Genomic DNA, 16,900 nt, shown 5'->3' with positions numbered 1-16,900 from the left:
GTTAGGAACTCCTGACTTGAGGCGGGGTGTGGTCGGAGGAAGCCTGGGGTGCGTCGGCTCCTTGGACGGCGGCAACGAGATCGTCTTCGGCAAAGCCCCGGCCGAACTCAGCGGCGACGTGGCCTTTGCGCAGGGCCAGGACCCGATCGCAGATCCTCAGGTCGTCATCGTCGCCGCTGACAACCAGGATGGCTTTGCCGGCTTCTTTGAGTTCAACGAGGGTTGCATAGATGGATTGTTTGGCGGCCACGTCCACGCCAGCAGTGGGGTTGATAACCACCACGGTGTGCGGGTCAGAAGCCAGAGCGCGTGCGAGCACGACCTTCTGCTGGTTGCCGCCGGAGAGTTGTTCGGCGTGCTGGTCTGGCGAGCTGGCCACAATGGTCCAGGCGTCGGAGAGTTTGCGATAGATGCTGCGCCGCTTACCGGTATCGAGGAATCCGGCCTTGTTGGTGATGCGGTGCAGAATCGACAGGGTGGCGTTCTCCTCCACGGACATCTCCGGGACGTAGCCGTCGACGTGCCGGTCTTCGGGCACGAAGCCGACGCCCGCCAGGATTGCCGCCGCCGGGTCGGGACGCAACGGACGGCCGAGGTGCACGATCTCTCCTGCGACGGGGCGTACATGCCCGGCCACCGCGCGGCCAATGTGCACGTGTCCGGCACCGTCCAGTCCGGTCAACCCCACACATTCGCCGGGATACACCGTCATGTCGAGTCCGAACACCCGGTCCGCGATGTCCAGTCCGCGTACCACCAGCGTCGGCTCGCCGGAGACCGCGCGCGGCGTCTGCGCCGTGGCGGTGGAGGCCGGACCGTCCGCGGGCAGGTCGGGGGTGCTTCCTGTCATGGTTGCGATGAGCTTGCCCATGGTGAGATCACCAACGTCGCAAGCCATTACGTCCGCACCATCTCGCAGCACGGTCACCCGGTCGCAGATCGCAAAGATCTCCTCCAGGTGGTGGGACACATAGATGACGGTCACCCCGTCGTTCTTGAGCACCTCGATCTGTCGGAACAACTCGCCGGCGCCTGCACCATCGAGCCCCGCGGTCGGTTCATCCAGCAGAAGGATGCGCGGTCCCCTTGACAGTGCCCGGCAGATCTCGACGATCTTCTTTTCGATCGGTTCGAGGTCACCTACGAGTCGATCGGCAAGGTTGGGATTGCCCCAGCGCCGCAACAGTTCTCGCGCTGTCCGGTCGATGCTCTTCCAGTCCACCAGCCCGAAGCGGGTGCGTGGCTGTGCGCCAAGAGTGATGTTCTCGGCCACCGTGAGATCGGCAACCAGAGTGCTCTTCTGATAGACGCAGGCGATGTGGTCGTGCTCGCCGGCGGTCGCGTTGATGCCACCGAGAATCAGTTCGCCTTCATCCGGCTTGACCAACCCGGTCAGCGCGGCAATGAGAGTGGACTTGCCGGCTCCGTTGCGGCCAAGCAGCGCGTGGCACTCCCCTCGTTTGACCTGCAGGTTCGCCCCGCGCAAGGCGCGCGTCGATCCGAAGGTCTTGACGATGCCCCTGGCCTCGACGGCGTACTCGGTCGAGGGGGTCTGCGTTGCTGTGGTGCTCACTGGCTCCCCCAACTGCGGGTGATCGGATTGGCGAACCGCGGACACTACTGGTTGCCCCACAGCGCGCTGTCGTCGACGTTGTCCTTCGTCACCACCGGCGCGGGCAGCATGTCGGCCAAGTTGCCTTCGTACTCGACGATTTCGCTGTCGTGGTCGCTCGGGCCAACCTGGTATTCCTTGCCGGCCAAGGCGTCCTTCAAGTACATGACCGCGTACTGGCCGTAGAGGTCCACCGGCTGAGAAACCACCGCATCAACAACGCCATCGCGGACTCCCTGCAGAGCTTCCCCGCTGCCGTCGATGGTGACCAAGGCGATATGTCCCGGTGAGCCCACGGGCTGCAGCTGACCCATGTCAGCCATGACGTTCTTGACTCCGTTGTAGAACACGGAGTCGCTCGCCAGGAATACCGCGTCGAACTTCTGCGTCGACAGGCTGGTTTGTGCAACATCCACGGCCTGGTCGGTCTTCCACTTCGCATCCCGCGACACGACCTCGATGCCGGGAAACTCTGCGGCCATGCAGTCGTTGAATCCCTTGTTTCGGTCGAAGCCGGAAGAGGTTCCGAGATCGCCGTGGATCTCCAGTACACGTCCGCTTTGGTTGGTCAGTTCGCCGATCTGGCGGCACGCGTCGCGGCCCATCCCGACGTTATCGGCGCGGATGTTCATGTAGATATCTCCGCCGTTGCCGGCGATATCGACGGTGACCACCGGGACGTTCTTGGCGTTGGCCGCTTCGATAGCAGGGACAATGGCGTTGCTGTCCGTCGGGAACATCACCAAACCCTGGATGCCTTGGCTCAGCAGCGTGTTGACATCGGTGATCTGCTTGCCGGGATCGCTTTGAGCATCGGTCGCCGGCAACATCGACAGCCCGCTTCCTTCCGCATTCGCCTGCGATTCAACAGCTTTGACCAGGCCCGAGTTGAACGGCGAATCGAGAAAGCCGGCCGAGAAGCCGACTGGTGTCGCTTCGGATCCGCCGCTGCCCCGGTTGCATCCGGTCAGCACCAGCGCACCAGCCATCACCACGGCTGCTCCTGCCGTGATGCGGTAGCGAGTTGTCATGAAGAACCTCCTGGGAAGTGGAAACAAGCCGGCTTCAGGCTGTCTGGCAGGTGAACGTGGCGAGCTGCGACTGCGCGACGGCGGACCGGGAAACACAGTCAATCGACACCCGCTCGATCGGTGCGGCCTGCCGCTGCCCTACGCGTGGCATAGCTACCTCCTGGCGAATCGTGTGTCTCGCGTCACTCATGCAAGCGCTCGCACTAGAGTGCTCCTGCGAGCGCTTGCTGTCAAGTAGGTGTCAGCGACGATCCGTTGACGAATGCTGTGACCAGCTGTTTCGAACATCTCTTCATCGGATTCACAAGTTTGACCACAGGCCGTCTCCTGGATGGTCGGTGCAAGCGCTCGCATAATTTGATGCCGGAACCAGAGCATCACCTGCCAACTGCAGAACGAAGGGGGCGACGGGGATACTTCAATGACCGGACGGAATCAGGTCAGGCGCCGTTCAGGGCAGTTGGGTGTGCGCTTGGATCAGGGTGTCACGGATGTCGGAGATGGTGTGGCGCTGCCACATTGCTTGGACGGGCACCAACAGTGGCGGGGTCAGGTCGATGACCATCACGCGGCCGGACATGACCGGTCCGGCGTCGGCTGTCACCAGCGCTACCGCCCCGGTGGTCAGCGGAGCTGCCACGGTGGCTGCTCCCTGCACTCTGCTGACGACATAGTCGGGCTCGAAGCCGGCCCTCCGGCACGCCCCGAGCAGGAAGTCGCTGTAGTACGACGCCCCTGGCGGTGCCCAGAGTGCGATCTGGTGCCCTTTGAGATCGTTGATGTCGACCTCCACCGCATCGGCCAATGGGTGTCCAACGGCGGCGGCGACACGGACGCGGTGGTAGGCCAGCACTGCACCCGACAGGTCACCCACCGGCGCCACACCGCGCCGTAGCCCCAATTGCACTGCGCCGTCGCGGATGCCGGCCTCGAGGTCTGCCGGGTACATCTGCCGCAAGGTGAAAGACACATCCGGAAAAGCCTCCACTGCCGGCTCGATCACCGAATAAGCCTCTGCGCCACTCAATGCCGGCGTGTGCCCGATGATCCACGCCTGTTGTCCCGCCGAGCGCACGTGCTCGCGCACCGTCCGTGCTGCCGCCAACAAGGGACGGGCTTCGCGCACCAGAGCGCGGCCGGAGGGCGTCAACGCGATCCGGCGACCATCACGGGTGAACAACGTCGTTCCCAGCTCCCTTTCCAGCAACCGCACTGAGCTGCTCAGTGCCTGCTGGCTCAAATGCAGCGCACCTGCGGCCCGCGTGAAGCTGCCGGACTCGGCCACGGCCAAGAACTGCTGAAGCCGACGCAGATCAACAGTGTCAGAAGCCATCAAAGGACAATATCAACAAACTATGCTTGTGGATATGACGGTTTTTACTGATTTTCATCTGTGAGAACAGCTCATAAGGTCGATGGCATGAGCACACTTACAGGAAAAACTGCCGTTGTTGCCGCCGGAGCCAAGAATCTCGGCGGCCTGATCAGCACCAGTCTTGGCGCCCAGGGTGTGAACGTCGCGGTGCACTACAACAGTGACAACACCAAAGGCGCCGCTGAGGCCACCGCCGCAGAGGTCGAGAAGGCGGGCGCACGCGCCATCACCGTGCAAGGTGATCTCACCAAGCCGGCCAACGTCACCGCCCTCTTCGACGCCGCGATCGACGCATTCGGCGGCGTCGACATCGCGATCAACACCGTAGGCAAAGTACTGCGTAAGCCCATCCTGGAAACCACTGAAGCCGAATATGATTCGATGTTCGACATCAATGCCAAGGCTGCCTACTTCTTCTTGCAGCAAGCCGGCGCACGACTCAACGACAACGGGTCGATCGTCACCATCGTGACGGCTCTGCTGGCCGCATACACCGACGGATACTCCACATACGGTGGCTCCAAGAGCCCGGTGGAACATTTTGTCCGGGCCGCATCCAAAGAATTCGGCGTCCGAGGCATCAACGTCAACAATGTTGCCCCCGGTCCCATGGACACCCCGTTCTTCTACCCGCAGGAGACCCCGGAGCGAGTCGAGTTCCACAAGTCACAAGCCATGGGCAATCGGCTGACCAACATCGAGGACATCGCACCCTTGGTGGTGTTCCTGACCGGTGACGGACACTGGATCAACGGCCAGACCATCTTCGCCAACGGCGGGTACACCACCCGCTAGACGCATGGACCGTCTGGACCGGCCCGCTGTCCGGGCACTCCAGAACGGTCCCTCGCCGACCGCCGGACCGGTCTACCTGCTCTCGTCGGTGCCGACGAGTCGGGTCAAGCGCACCTCATCGAGCGGGGCGGTGCTCAGCCAAGACTCGGAAGGCCTGTACCGGTGAGGCGATGGGATCCTCGGCGAGCACCTGGATGCCGACGTGGTTGGCGCCGGCCGAAAGGTGCTCGTCGATCTGGGCGTAGATGGCCTCCGGGGAACCGTGAGCAACCAGGGCATCGACGAGCGCGTCGCTACCTGCCCCGGCGATATCGGCTTGCGTGAACCCGTGCCGCAGCAGGTTGTCGGTGTAGTTGCGCAGGCCCAGGTAGGGATGCTGAACGGCGGGACGGCCGACCTCTCGCGCCCGGTCGGCGTCCTGGCGCAGCACGACCTTGTGCTCGGGAGCCAGGAAGGCGCTGCTGCCCAGGGTGTTCCGTGCATAGCGGGTGTGCGCGGGGACGGTGAGATAGGGGTGTGCCCCCAATGTCTTCTCGCCGGCCAACGTGAGTGTCTTGCTGCCCAGGGCGCCGATCACGATCGCCTCGGCCGGCACCGCGTTCTCCAGGAGCACATCGACATAGTTGGCCATCCGCTCGAAGGGCCGTTCGTAGGTGTCTCGGGTCTCCGGATGGCCGAGACCGATACCCAGCAGCAGGCGAGGTCCGTGACGGTCGACGATCCGGTGGTAGTGATGGGCGATGTTGCGGGCGTCGTCTTGCCACATGTTGATGATTGCGCTCGCGATGATCGCGTCCCTCGTCGCGGCGATCATCTGCTCCAGCAGGCCCATGTCGCCCACGGGGTCTGCGCCGATTCCCACCCAGATCGTCTGATACCCCAGCTCTTCCAGCTCAGAGGCGTAGCCGACACGGGGAGCATCACCGAGTGCGGGATTGAGCCATGCTCCGTAGGTACCGAACCGCTCGTGGGTGCCGTTCATCGCGTCTGCGCGGTGGTGCTGAAGATCGGCCAGCAGATCTCGGTTGCGGTGAACCGGGCCGGATCTGTCGGAGTGCCGCCGCGGTAGTGCTCGCGGATGAGCCCCTGGCCACTGATCAGATGCTCGTTGACGTAGATGCCCAGGGCCGCGTAACTACGGTCGATGCCGTCATGACCGCCCGGGTGGACGAGCACCGCGAATTCGGCCCTGGGTAAGACCTCGGCGTGGACACCCTCGGGGGGATCTGCCGAGGGTGGTGCTTCGACGAACATGGTGGCGCTGCCGCGCTGTTCGAGAAACAGCGCGCGGTCGTAGAGGCCGCCCGGCACCACCGCGGTGGGTGCGCCCATGGCCGTGGCGACGGCCCGGTGCAGCGTCTGCAGTGACGCCGCGAACCAGTCGTCGATGCCGGAGGTGTCGATGGTGGCGCTGACGGACCACACGGCCAGCGCAGGCGCGTGGCGCACTGTGATATCGGTGGGAGTGCGCACCGGGGAGAGCAACTCGCGCAGCGCGCCCACAGTGTCACGGGTCTGCTGCAGCTGCTCCTCCATCTGTTCGAGATGGGTGGTGATGATGTCCGTGCGGGCCCCGGCGTCTTCTGCGCTCAGCAGCGCCTTGATGTCGGGAATGGACATGCCAAGAGAACGGAACCGGCGGATGATGTGGGCGTGATCGACCTGGCTGGTGTCGTAAAACCGGTAGCCGGTGTAGGGATCGATGTGAGCGGGTTCCAGAATGCCGATGTCGTGGTAGTGACGTAACGCCTTGCGGCTCAGACTGGTCATCACTGCGAAGTCACCGATCGAGACCTGTGCGCCCATGGCGTCCTCCTCTATGTCGCGTCGCCTACATCGGACGAGGCCATCCTGAAGCTTCCCCCAGGGGCAAGGTCAACATCACGGCATGCCGGCGAACAGGGGTTGACCTTCCCCTTGCGGGAACCTGCACCGTGGTGCCATGACCACAACAGCATGGGAAACACTCCCAGAATCCGTGAAGACGTTCATGACCGCGCTCGACGCCCGTGAGGTGGACCGAGTGCTGGCCACACTCACCACCGCCGCGGTGGTGACCGATGAAGGCCACGACTACTTGGGACCTGACGAAATCGGGACCTGGGTGGCCACCGCGGCCGCCGAGTACACCTACACCACCGCGTTCACCGGCGCGACGGCCACCGCCGAAAGCGTGGTGGTCGGCCAGCACCTGGAGGGCAACTTCCCAGGCGGAGTCGCCGACCTGCACTACCGCTTCACCCTCGACGGCACCGTGATCAACCGGGTGGTGATCGAGCCATGAGCAGGCGATGGTTCATCACCGGGGGCACCCCCGGCAACTTCGGGGTGGCGTTCGCCGAGGAGGCGCTGGCGACCGGCGACCGCGTCGTACTCACGTCCCGGCGCCCGCAGGAGCTGGCGACGTGGGCCGAGCAGTACGGTGACCGCGTTGTCGTCGTGCCACTGGAACTCACCGATGCCGCTCAGGTACAGGGTGCGGTGCATGCCGCCGAGCAGCAGTTCGGCGGCATCGACGTGCTGGTCAACAATGCCGGCCGCGGCTGGTACGGATCGATCGAGGGCATGGACGAATCCGCGCTGCGGGCGATGTTCGAGCTGAACTTCTTCGCGGTACTGTCCGTGACACGAGCGGTGCTACCGGGGATGCGCGCCCGCGGCAACGGGTGGATCGTCAACGTGTCCTCGGTGGCAGGGCTGGTATCAGCACCCGGATTCGGCTACTACAGTGCGACGAAGTTCGCCATCGAAGCCATCACCGACGCCCTGCGCGACGAGGTCGCCGCACAGGGGATCTCCGTGTTGACCGTCGAACCGGGGGCGTTCCGCACCAATGCCTACGCCGGCTTCGCGAACGAGCCGGTCGCGGAGGCGATTCCGGTGTATCACGACATGTTGGAACAGGTCCGTGACGTCTTCGTCGGGATGGACGGTGTGCAACCAGGCGATCCGCACCGTGGTGCCCGTGCGGTGATCGCGGCGATGGCCCAGGACCCGCCGCCTCGTCGGCTGGTCCTGGGCAACAGCGGATACGACGCCGTGGTCGACACCCTGGAGCAGACCTTGGTGAACATCCGAGCGAACGAGAATCTCTCTCGCAGTGCTGATTTCCCGACTTGATCGGTCACCGTAGCGACATACTCACCAACCCGCTCAGCCGTCCTCTGCGGCATGACCACATCGTGTTGACCTCACGGCGCTCGTCGTAGCACACTGCCCAGGCACGCGGGAGATCCACGCACCAGGCGCGAAATGCTCTCGGAAACTGGATATTTCGGTACACCACAATCACCCGATCTGCTGGTCGAGCCGGCGCGCGGGTTCTTCCACCTTGTCAGCCGGCCATGGTGAGCACATCGCGAACCATCCGCCGCGCGTATTCCTCGTCGACTTCAAGGGCGAAGGCGACGTGGTGGTACAACGGCGAGACGATGTGGTCGAGAATCTGTGCAACCGTTGGCGTCGGTTCCCCGCGTTCGCGGGCACGACGCACCATCTCCGTCGCCTGCTCTTGCCGCGTCTCCATGACCGGGCAGCGAGCCACGATCTCGACGCGCGCCGAGACCATCGCGCGCAGAAAGCGAGCCCGCGCTGGTCTGGTGATGTCAGCGGCGATGATGCACGCCCACTCCATCAAGTCCCCCTCGAGCGATCCGGTGTCGGGTGGCGACTCACCGTCGCGTGTCAGGGCCGCGACCGCGACTTCCTCGAGAAGCGCGTTGACGTCGGCCCAGCGCCGGTACAACGTCGTCGGGTTGACCCCCGCCCGTTCGGCGATCACCGGGAAGCTGATCTTGGCGGTCCCTTCGGCGACCAGTTCGCCTACCGCGGTGTAGATCGCGGTCATCACCCGATTAGCCCGTCCTCCGAGGCGGTTCGCGTCCCCTTGGCTCACCATGTCGACGATCCTACGCAAAGAAGTTTGCTTTTCCTCGGTCACGGGTAATGCCGGAAAGCAAAAATCATTGCTTTCCGGAAGGGGGCACATGCACGCACAATCAGCTTCGACCCTGGCCTACCGCACCTTCAGTACGCCTCGCCACACGACCCGCTACCTCGAGTGCGGGCCCGCCGATGGACCGCTGATGATCTTTCTGCACGGTTGGCCGAGTATCGGTTTGATGTGGCGTGCCCAAATGGGCGCCTTCGCCAACGACGGGTGGCACTGCGTCGCACCCGATCTCCGCGGTTACGGCGGGTCTTCCATTCCGAGGGCCAACAACGCGTACACCGTCGAAGAAGTCGTGGCCGACATGGTGGAACTTCACGACCACCTTGGCGGCGAGCCAGCGATTTGGATTGGCCACGACTGGGGCAGTGTCGTGGCCGGTGATCTGGCTGCACACGAGCCCGATCGCAGCCGTGGCATCGTGCTGACGTCGTTGGCCTACAACCCCGATGGACACGCGATCAAAACGGTCCTCCCCCTGGTCGACCGTGCGATCTATCCGGCTGACGAATATCCGGATGGCCAATGGGATTACTACCGCTACTACACGACGCATTTCGCGGCGGCAGTGGCTGACCTCGACGCCGACCAGCCCGCATCACTGGCGTCCATCTTCCAGCCAGGTAACCCCGCCAACGTCGGCAAGATCTCGCCGAATGCGACGGTTTCCCGCAACGGCGGGCGCTTCGGCGCCGCGCACCATGCCCCGCCCACTCAACCAGACCCGGCGCTCTGGCCGCCGGCAGACTTCGACGCGCTGGTGCAAGCGTTCCAGGCCCATGGCTTCGGTCCAGGCTGTGCGTGGTACGTCAACGACGACGCCAACATCGCCTACGCGCGTGAGGCACTCGACGGCGGCCGCCTGTCCCAGCCGGTGCTGTTCGTCAACGGTGACTTCGATCAGATCTGCAGCATCACCGGGAACCGCCAAGGCGATCCGATGCGCGCGGCCTGCGAGGACCTCACCGAGACGTACTTGCCCGCCGGACACTGGCTGCCGCTGGAACGCAAGCAAGAGCACGTCGCGGCCATTCGCACCTGGCTCAGTAAGAAGAATCTGTAGTGCGGCAACCGCTTGCTTCGACAAACGCGGTGCCGTCGAGTCGCTCGCGACCGGTCTCGGCGCGGCGTACCGATGGAGACGGAGACCGGGGCGGCCGGCGATACGCAACACCTCGTCAAGCTGATCACAATCGATCCACAACCTGCGCCGTGAAAACCGAGAACGGCGACACCGCCGGGGTCCGGGATACATCAGGCGGCGCAGCGTCGAGACAGGCCACCCACCCGACCGCGCCTTGCCCGGCACCCAACTCGACGCGCGGGGCCCGCAATGCATGGGTCGAGCAGTTGTCGAACATCAAGCCTCAGGCGATGTCATGGAGCGTAGTAGTGACCCTCCGAATGAGTTGATCGTGTGCCGATGTCGGCCATGCAGCCACCAAGTCAACCCCCAGGCTGCGCGGCCGCAGTGGGCGGTAGACGACGCCGGCGATGTCGAGAGCGGCTGTCGGGGACGGCACGATCGCCACCCCGAGCCCGGCTGCCACCAGGGTGATCAGCGTCGAGGTCTCCTCCACCTCGTGGCGAACCTTTGCAGTGAAACCAGCCTCGGCGCACAGCGTCGTGAGCAACGATCCCATGACCGAGCGGCCGCCACCGACATGCGCCACGAAGTTCTCCTCCCGAAGATCGGTTACCGACAGACCCTTTCGCTTGCTCAACCGATGGCCTTCCGGCAGCGCGACCAACAGCGAGTCACTGCGGACGATCTCGGTCGACAGACTGGGATCGACCACCGGCGGGCGCAGCAGCGCGAGATCGATCTCTCCCGCCGCCAGCGCAGCCAACTGGGCCGGGGCCAGCATCTCACCACGTACTCGGACGTCGACTTCGGGAAGCTGTTCACCGAGAGCCCGAACTAGCTGCGGCAGAACCGAATACGTAGCCGAGCCAACGCACCCGATGACAAGCCGGCCGGTGGTGCCCTCGGCGACACGGCGCGCGAGGTCGGCAGCGTCGTCCACCGAGTCCAGGATCCTGATGGTACGGCTCAGATACGCCTGCCCGGCCGGAGTCAGCTCGACATTGCGGGTGGAGCGGATCAACAGCGCGACCCCCAGCTCACGTTCGAGCTGCCTGATCTGCTGCGACAGCGGCGGCTGGGCGATGTGCAGTCGCTGTGCTGCGCGGCCGAAATGCAACTCTTCAGCGACGGCCCGGAAGTAGCGCAGGTGTCGCAGCTCCATTAGGACTTCCTACCTATCAAACCTGCCAAATTAGGTATTTCAGCATATCCTCCGCACGATCTACGGTTGAGCCATGACCGATGTGGTGATCTGCAGTCCCGTCCGCACTCCGGTCGGCCGGATGGGTGGCGCGCTGGCAGCGCTGACCGCCACCGACCTGGCCACCACCGCACTGCGGGCGCTGATCGAGCGCACCGGACTGGGCGCGAGCGATGTCGACGACGTGATCCTCGGTAACGGCTATGCCAACGGGGAGGCCCCGGCGATCGGGCGTATCGCCGCACTGGACGCGGGCTTGGGCACCGAGGTCCCCGGCCTGCAGATCGACCGGCGGTGCGGCTCGGGCCTTCAGGCCGTGCTCTACGCCGCGGGACAGGTGGCCACCGGGGCCGCCAGCGTGGTGATCGCCGGCGGGGCGGAGTCGATGTCCAACGTCGAGCACTACGCCCTGGGACTGCGGACCGGTGTTCGCCAAGGTGGCATCGCGCTGTTGGACCGGCTGGATCGTGCCCGCGAAACCGCGGGCGGCACATCGCATCCCATTGCCGGGGGCATGATCGAGACCGCTGAGAACCTGCGTCGCGAGTACCGCATCACCCGCGACGAGCAAGACGAGCTGTCCGCGCGATCGCATCAGCGCGCAATCACCGCCCACGAGGCCGGCCACTTCACCGACGAACTGGTACCCGTCACCGTCCCGGGTAGGCGCGGGGCGCCCGATGTCCTCGTCGACCGCGACGAACATCCGCGCGCCGACATCACCGTCGAGAAATTGGCCGCGTTGCGACCGATCCGTCTCAAGGTCGATGCCGAGTCGACGGTCACCGCCGGCAACGCCTCGGGCCAGAACGACGGTGCCGCGCTGTGCGTCGTGACCACCGACGCCCAGGCTGAGAAGCTGGGCCTGACGCCCTTGTTGAAGCTGCGCTCGTGGGCTGTCACCGGCTGCGCGCCGGAGATCATGGGCATCGGCCCCGTCGCCGCCACCGCCGCAGCGCTGGGCCGGGCCGAACTCACCCTCGACGACATCGATCTCATCGAACTCAACGAGGCCTTCGCCGCACAGGTACTGGCGGTGCTGGCCGAATGGAAGGTCGATCCGCTCGACGAGCGTCTGAACCCGAACGGCTCCGGGATCTCGCTGGGACACCCGATCGGTGCTACCGGCGCGCGCATTCTGGCCACCGCGGCCTATGAGGCGCGTCGCCGCGGCGCCCGCACCGTTCTCGAGACCATGTGCATCGGCGGCGGCCAGGGTCTGGCCGCGGTGTTCGAGGTGGTGCGCTGATGGCCAGCATCTGTGACACCACCGCTCAAGCCGTTGCCGGAATCGCAGACGGCAGCACCGTACTGGTCGGCGGTTTCGGCATGGCGGGCATGCCCGTTGCGCTCATCGACGCGCTGATCGACCAGGGCGCAAAAGATCTGACTGTCGTTTCGAACAACGCCGGCAACGGCGACACCGGGCTGGCAGCTCTCCTGGCGACCAAGCGAGTCCGCAAGGTCATCTGCTCGTTCCCCCGCCAATCCGACTCCTGGGTGTTCGACGGCCTCTACCGAGCCGGCGAGATCCAACTCGAAGTCGTGCCCCAGGGCACCCTCGCGGAGCGGATGCGCGCCGCCGGCGCGGGCATCGGTGCCTTCTACTGCCCCACCGCGGTCGGAACACCCCTGGCGGAGGGCAAAGAAAAACGCGTGATCGACGGCCGCACCTACATTCTGGAGTACCCGCTGGCCGGCGACGTCGCGCTGATCGGTGCCCACCGCTCCGATCGGATGGGCAACCTCGTGTATCGCAAGACCGCCCGCAATTTCGGGCCGGTGATGGCCACGGCCGCGACCACCACCATCGTGCAGGTCCGTGAGGTCGTCGACACCGGGACTCTTGACCCGGAAGCCGTCGTAACCCCGAGCATCTACGTCGACAAGGTGGTAGCGGTATGAGCGCACTGACCAAAGCTCAGATGGCCGCCCTGGTGGCACGCGACATCCCCGCCGGGTCTTACGTCAACCTGGGGATCGGCCAACCCACCACGGTCGCCGACCATCTCCCGGCCGAGGCCGGGATCGTGCTGCACACCGAAAACGGCATGCTCAACATGGGCCCCGCGGCCGTCGGCGATCAGATCGATCCCGACCTCACCAACGCCGGCAAGATCCCCGTCACCGAACTACCCGGAGCCGCCTACTTCCACCACGCCGACTCGTTCGCAATGATGCGCGGCGGGCACCTCGACGTCTGCGTGCTCGGTGCGTTCCAGGTCTCCGCCAGAGGCGATTTGGCCAACTGGCACACCGGCGCACCCGATGCCATACCCGCGGTCGGCGGCGCCATGGACCTGGCCATCGGCGCCAAGCAGGTGTTCGTGATGATGACCTTATTCGCCAAGGACGGCTCGGCCAAGCTGGTCCCGTCATGCACCTACCCGCTGACCGGCGTCGGCTGCGTATCCCGCGTCTACACCGATCTGGCGGTGTTCGACATCACCGCCGACGGGGTAACCGTCAGAGACACCTACGGCATCAGCCGCGACGAACTCGCTGCCCGCCTCGACGTGCCGCTGCTCGGCATGTGACCACAGACTTCGCCATCCCCGTGCACCGCACCCGCGGTCCGGGCACCGCACGGACTGATCTGCATCCACGTCTCGGTCTGCCCGGTCTCGCTTACCCAACGATGGGTGTTGAGTGCCCCGAGTTGATGGCGTGTGCGAATGATCGTTTCGGCGTGGTTCATCACGACACGGTCGAGTCCGTGGCCCTGGTGATCGGCGCGGACCGCAACCCCTTCGACGTAGCCGGTGTCAACGACAACACCACTGTGGTGCCGGGTCCTGGCCACGACAGCGGCGAACGCTACGAGGGTCTGACCATCGATGAGGGCCACGTGCACGCCATGCACGGCGTGCAGCCCAACCGTGGGGGCGAAAGCTGGGTCCGAACGCGCTGCGCACCAACGCCTCTGCGGGATTGAGTAGCCCTTCATCGAGTTCACCAGGCTCGGCGATCAACATCTCGACCATGGATGACATGCCTGGCACATCCAGGCCGTCGTCACCCGTTGCCGCGCTCGATCAGTGCCGCCTCGGCGGTGCTGTCCCGAGTTTCTTCCACCAGTGTCCGCCGTATCCATGGCGGTGCGTGGCAGTTCGTTGGTTTTGTTGGTTTGATCTCTCGGTGGCTGCTGTCGGATCGGAGAGCACGGTGCTGATCGTCGTGCGCGGGAACAGTGGATCGGGGAAGTCCTCTGTCGCCAGAATGCTGCGGGAGCGTCACGAAGTGGCGTTGGTCAGTCAAGACGTGCTGCGCCGCGAGGTGCTCGGCGTTGGAGACGACCGCGGCAATCCGGCGGTGCGGCTCATTGATCTCGTTGCGCGGTACGCCCTCGACCAAGGCAGCGACGTCGTGCTGGAGGGAATCTTGCGCAGCGACGTCTACGGGCCGATGTTGCGATCGCTGGCCGCTGATCATCGTGGGACCACGGAGTTCTTCCGATTCGATCTGCCGTTCGAAGAGACGCTGCGACGCCACAACAGCAAGGGGTGCGCTGATTTCGGAGAGCTCGAGCTGCGGCGGTGGTGGCGCGACCACGACGTTCTGCCGGGTCGGCAAGAGCGGGTCATCGGTGCCGACAAGGACCCCGACGCGATAATTGATCTGATCACCACCGCAGTCCGGTGGTCATAGTCGGCAGGCACTGCCGTTGGCAGCGCGGCCCTGCATCTGACGTGCGGAGTGTGCGCACCGCCTCCACGTGAAGTGGCGGTACTGGTGACCGCCGTGGACACGGAGAGTCTCCGGGACCCGTCAGCTTCGATTCAACACATGATGCTGTGTCGATCGATACGGAATGCCACATCCCGGGGCCGTTCGTGATTATATGACGATCGATACACAATGAGCGGCTTCGCCCAGTCACGGAGCCGGAGGGAGACGAAATGGAATACGCCGTCATTGGATCGGGTGCCATCGGGGGCGCCCTTGCCAGCCAGTTCGCCCGTACCGGAATCGAGGTGGCGGTTGCCACATCGAAGGGTCCGGGAGCCGTCGCCTCGCTTCACCAGCAGCTGGGATCGGCTGTTGTGCCAACCGAAGTTTCGCACGCATTGGGCGCACAGATCGTGTTCCTCGCCGTGCCGTTCGAGGCGGTCGAGGGATTGGTGTCGTCAGTCCCGGACTGGGAGCGCAGGATCATCGTCGACGCCACCAACGCCATCGACTACTCCGACTTTTCGCTAGCCGATCTCGGCGGGCGCGCGTCCTCGGACCTCGTCGCTGAATGGGCTGTCAACGCCCGTGTAGTGAAGGCCTTCGGAAACACCTGGGCCAAAGTCCTCGCACGCGACCCCGGCGAGTCGAATCAGGGCCGCCGCGTCGCCTTCATTTCGGGGAACGACCCGCAAGCAAATGCTCAGATCGCAGCCCTGGCAGAACGGTTCGGGTTCGACCCGATCGACCTCGGCCGCAACGACGCCGGCGGCCTGCTGCACTCATTCGGAGGTCCGCTGACAGGACACAGCTTCATCTCCCAACCCATCGCCGGAAACAGCCCACCCGAGATGGATCTGGCGGGACCGCAGTAGCGACATCCTCGCGCAATATGATCAGGCAATGGCCAGGCCACGCGAATTCGACAGAGCCCGTGCACTTGATGCGGCGATGCACGCGTTCTGGGAGAACGGCGGCTACGAGCGCACGTCGATGAGCCAACTCACCGAAGCCATGGGCATCTCCTCGCCGAGCCTCTACGCCGCGTTCGGCAGCAAGCGTGAGTTGTACGACGAGGCAGTGGACCTCTACGCTCAGCGACCTCAAACCCCGTTGACGCTGGCGCTCACCGAGGCGACAGCGCGCGCATTCGCCGAACGCCTACTCGACTCCGCAATCGTCGATTGCACGCGGCGGGGCAGCCCCAAAGGGTGTCTGGTCAATACTGATCCGTTGCTCTCCGGCCGGCGCGACGAGGGGCGCGCAGTCGTCGAAGCGCGGCTCAGACGCGCGATCGACGATGGCGACCTGCCGCCGTCGGCTGACCCCCGCACACTCGCGGAATACCTGATCGTGGCCATCAACGGACTGTCCACCCGTGCCCGTGACGGGGTGACCCGCAAGGAGCTGCGGGCCGTCGCCGCGGCCACCATGAACGGCTGGCCATCCCGCTGAGTGCGCTGTCTTTACAGCAGCTGGTGTTAGCCGTCGATCGTCAGACTGGTGCCGGCGCCGGTTACGGAGTGGGTGGAATGAGGACGGTCCACAGCTCGGTGATCAGCCCCTCATTGGCCACGGCGACATCAAAACCCGACATCTCCTCTCGACCCTGAGCGGGATCGACCAGCCTCCAGGCCAAGTAGCCGAAATAAGGCAACTTGTGAGGCGGACCCGCAGGCTCGAATTGCAGATCTCCAATACTTCTCTGCAGACCAATGCACTTGGCCTCGAGTGCCGCGTGGCCGGTGATGACCCCTTCGGCGTCGGTCCAGCGGACGTCGGGGTGATAGGTCCGCTGGATCGCAGCCTGACGCTTCGCGCCGTCGCGCTCGTTGAACACTGCCATCAGGTTGTCGTGCATAAGCTGCTCGATGGGGTCTGCAGTGCTCACCACTGTCCTCCAGGGATCATGACGAACGAGGTCTACGCCCCACCCATCCATTTTCTATAACGACCATTATAGAATACGGCCAGGAAACAGTGCTGTCTGTGCCGACCTTTCGACGGCTCCCCTCCGCAGTGGGCAGGGTCGTGACGTTTCTCCTGAGCGGTTGCGCCGCTGTCATTCGAGGGCAGTCCATCAATGTCGACGGCGGCACGACACCTATTGATCAATCTGACACAGACCGCGCCGCGATCTGCACTGCTGTGGGCGCAGGGCCGCGCTCGTGCCTGACCTGC

At 64.7% G+C, this 16,900-nt stretch carries 20 protein-coding genes; 11 read left to right on the top strand and 9 right to left on the bottom strand.

Annotated elements, in window-relative coordinates:
• Position 1: 1 nt before the first annotated feature.
• The 3 genes from BVC93_RS12685 to BVC93_RS12675 form a co-directional block, all read right to left on the bottom strand.
• Positions 2 to 1,573: a sugar ABC transporter ATP-binding protein gene (locus tag BVC93_RS12685; RefSeq protein WP_157516889.1), complete on the bottom strand. Its 1,572-nt coding sequence runs from the start codon at positions 1,571 to 1,573 to the stop codon at positions 2 to 4.
• A gap of 44 nt (positions 1,574 to 1,617) precedes the next feature.
• Positions 1,618 to 2,643, bottom strand: coding sequence for a sugar ABC transporter substrate-binding protein (locus BVC93_RS12680; protein WP_083737631.1), 1,026 nt, complete (start codon positions 2,641 to 2,643; stop codon positions 1,618 to 1,620).
• Between the two features lie 451 nt (positions 2,644 to 3,094).
• The gene (locus BVC93_RS12675; protein ID WP_083737629.1) at positions 3,095 to 3,976 is read right to left on the bottom strand and encodes a LysR family transcriptional regulator; all 882 of its coding nucleotides are present in this window, start codon (positions 3,974 to 3,976) and stop codon (positions 3,095 to 3,097) included.
• Between the two features lie 87 nt (positions 3,977 to 4,063).
• Here BVC93_RS12675 and BVC93_RS12670 point away from each other — a divergent pair, with 87 nt between their 5' ends.
• Positions 4,064 to 4,813 (top strand): SDR family oxidoreductase, encoded by a 750-nt coding sequence (locus BVC93_RS12670; protein ID WP_083737627.1) that lies wholly within the window; start codon positions 4,064 to 4,066, stop codon positions 4,811 to 4,813.
• 115 nt (positions 4,814 to 4,928) lie between these two features.
• Here BVC93_RS12670 and BVC93_RS12665 read toward each other — a convergent pair whose 3' ends face one another.
• Together BVC93_RS12665 and BVC93_RS12660 are read right to left on the bottom strand one after the other, a co-directional pair.
• Complete coding sequence (locus BVC93_RS12665; RefSeq protein WP_083737625.1) at positions 4,929 to 5,795, bottom strand: TIGR03620 family F420-dependent LLM class oxidoreductase; 867 nt, start codon at positions 5,793 to 5,795, stop codon at positions 4,929 to 4,931.
• On the bottom strand, positions 5,792 to 6,619 hold the full coding sequence (locus BVC93_RS12660) for a MerR family transcriptional regulator (protein WP_083737623.1): 828 nt from the start codon (positions 6,617 to 6,619) through the stop codon (positions 5,792 to 5,794). Before BVC93_RS12660 ends, BVC93_RS12665 begins: the two co-directional genes overlap by 4 nt.
• A gap of 136 nt (positions 6,620 to 6,755) precedes the next feature.
• On the opposite strand from BVC93_RS12660, the gene BVC93_RS12655 reads away from it, so the two are divergent.
• Both BVC93_RS12655 and BVC93_RS12650 read left to right on the top strand, forming a co-directional pair.
• A complete protein-coding gene (locus tag BVC93_RS12655) occupies positions 6,756 to 7,097 on the top strand; it encodes a hypothetical protein (RefSeq protein WP_083737621.1) in 342 nt (113 codons plus the stop codon).
• Positions 7,094 to 7,933, top strand: coding sequence for an SDR family NAD(P)-dependent oxidoreductase (locus BVC93_RS12650; RefSeq protein WP_083737620.1), 840 nt, complete (start codon positions 7,094 to 7,096; stop codon positions 7,931 to 7,933). Before BVC93_RS12655 ends, BVC93_RS12650 begins: the two co-directional genes overlap by 4 nt.
• Positions 7,934 to 8,147: 214 nt before the next feature.
• On the opposite strand, the gene BVC93_RS12645 is transcribed toward BVC93_RS12650, so the two are convergent.
• Complete coding sequence (locus BVC93_RS12645; RefSeq protein ID WP_083737618.1) at positions 8,148 to 8,711, bottom strand: TetR/AcrR family transcriptional regulator; 564 nt, start codon at positions 8,709 to 8,711, stop codon at positions 8,148 to 8,150.
• Here BVC93_RS12645 and BVC93_RS12640 point away from each other — a divergent pair.
• A complete protein-coding gene (locus tag BVC93_RS12640; protein WP_206780398.1) occupies positions 8,710 to 9,825 on the top strand; it encodes an alpha/beta fold hydrolase in 1,116 nt (371 codons plus the stop codon). The two genes, BVC93_RS12645 and BVC93_RS12640, sit on opposite strands and share 2 nt — an antisense overlap.
• 304 nt (positions 9,826 to 10,129) lie before the next feature.
• Here the strand turns inward: BVC93_RS12640 and BVC93_RS12635 are convergent, their stop codons facing one another.
• Complete coding sequence (locus BVC93_RS12635; protein WP_083737614.1) at positions 10,130 to 11,011, bottom strand: LysR substrate-binding domain-containing protein; 882 nt, start codon at positions 11,009 to 11,011, stop codon at positions 10,130 to 10,132.
• Between the two features lie 73 nt (positions 11,012 to 11,084).
• On the opposite strand from BVC93_RS12635, the gene BVC93_RS12630 reads away from it, so the two are divergent.
• From BVC93_RS12630 to BVC93_RS12620, 3 genes are read left to right on the top strand one after another with little or no spacing between them, the layout of a single operon-like run.
• Entirely contained in the window at positions 11,085 to 12,299 is a 1,215-nt protein-coding gene (locus BVC93_RS12630) for an acetyl-CoA C-acetyltransferase (RefSeq protein WP_083737612.1), read from the top strand.
• Positions 12,299 to 12,955, top strand: a complete 657-nt coding sequence (locus tag BVC93_RS12625) for a 3-oxoacid CoA-transferase subunit A (RefSeq protein WP_083737610.1) — start codon at positions 12,299 to 12,301, stop codon at positions 12,953 to 12,955. Before BVC93_RS12630 ends, BVC93_RS12625 begins: the two co-directional genes overlap by 1 nt.
• Entirely contained in the window at positions 12,952 to 13,587 is a 636-nt protein-coding gene (locus BVC93_RS12620; RefSeq protein ID WP_083737609.1) for a 3-oxoacid CoA-transferase subunit B, read from the top strand. Before BVC93_RS12625 ends, BVC93_RS12620 begins: the two co-directional genes overlap by 4 nt.
• Here BVC93_RS12620 and BVC93_RS34750 read toward each other — a convergent pair.
• Complete coding sequence (locus BVC93_RS34750; protein WP_442929083.1) at positions 13,527 to 13,853, bottom strand: hypothetical protein; 327 nt, start codon at positions 13,851 to 13,853, stop codon at positions 13,527 to 13,529. The two genes, BVC93_RS12620 and BVC93_RS34750, sit on opposite strands and share 61 nt — an antisense overlap.
• Here BVC93_RS34750 and BVC93_RS33975 point away from each other — a divergent pair.
• From BVC93_RS33975 to BVC93_RS12600, 4 genes are all read left to right on the top strand, one after another.
• Positions 13,740 to 13,985, top strand: a complete 246-nt coding sequence (locus tag BVC93_RS33975) for a hypothetical protein (protein ID WP_236950345.1) — start codon at positions 13,740 to 13,742, stop codon at positions 13,983 to 13,985. The two genes, BVC93_RS34750 and BVC93_RS33975, sit on opposite strands and share 114 nt — an antisense overlap.
• Before the next feature lie 203 nt (positions 13,986 to 14,188).
• Positions 14,189 to 14,698 carry an AAA family ATPase gene (locus BVC93_RS12610; RefSeq protein ID WP_083737605.1) on the top strand — a complete coding sequence of 170 codons (510 nt, stop codon included), beginning with the start codon at positions 14,189 to 14,191 and terminating at the stop codon, positions 14,696 to 14,698.
• A gap of 251 nt (positions 14,699 to 14,949) precedes the next feature.
• The gene (locus BVC93_RS12605; protein ID WP_083737603.1) at positions 14,950 to 15,594 is read left to right on the top strand and encodes an NADPH-dependent F420 reductase; all 645 of its coding nucleotides are present in this window, start codon (positions 14,950 to 14,952) and stop codon (positions 15,592 to 15,594) included.
• Between the two features lie 28 nt (positions 15,595 to 15,622).
• Positions 15,623 to 16,174 carry a TetR/AcrR family transcriptional regulator gene (locus BVC93_RS12600; RefSeq protein ID WP_083737602.1) on the top strand — a complete coding sequence of 184 codons (552 nt, stop codon included), beginning with the start codon at positions 15,623 to 15,625 and terminating at the stop codon, positions 16,172 to 16,174.
• A gap of 61 nt (positions 16,175 to 16,235) precedes the next feature.
• Here BVC93_RS12600 and BVC93_RS12595 read toward each other — a convergent pair whose 3' ends face one another.
• On the bottom strand, positions 16,236 to 16,610 hold the full coding sequence (locus tag BVC93_RS12595; protein ID WP_236950344.1) for a nuclear transport factor 2 family protein: 375 nt from the start codon (positions 16,608 to 16,610) through the stop codon (positions 16,236 to 16,238).
• Positions 16,611 to 16,900 lie beyond the last annotated feature (290 nt).

Origin of the sequence: Mycobacterium sp. MS1601, from assembly GCF_001984215.1 — a bacterium.
Lineage (GTDB): Bacteria > Actinomycetota > Actinomycetes > Mycobacteriales > Mycobacteriaceae > Mycobacterium.
This window is presented reverse-complemented; position numbering and strand designations above follow the sequence as displayed.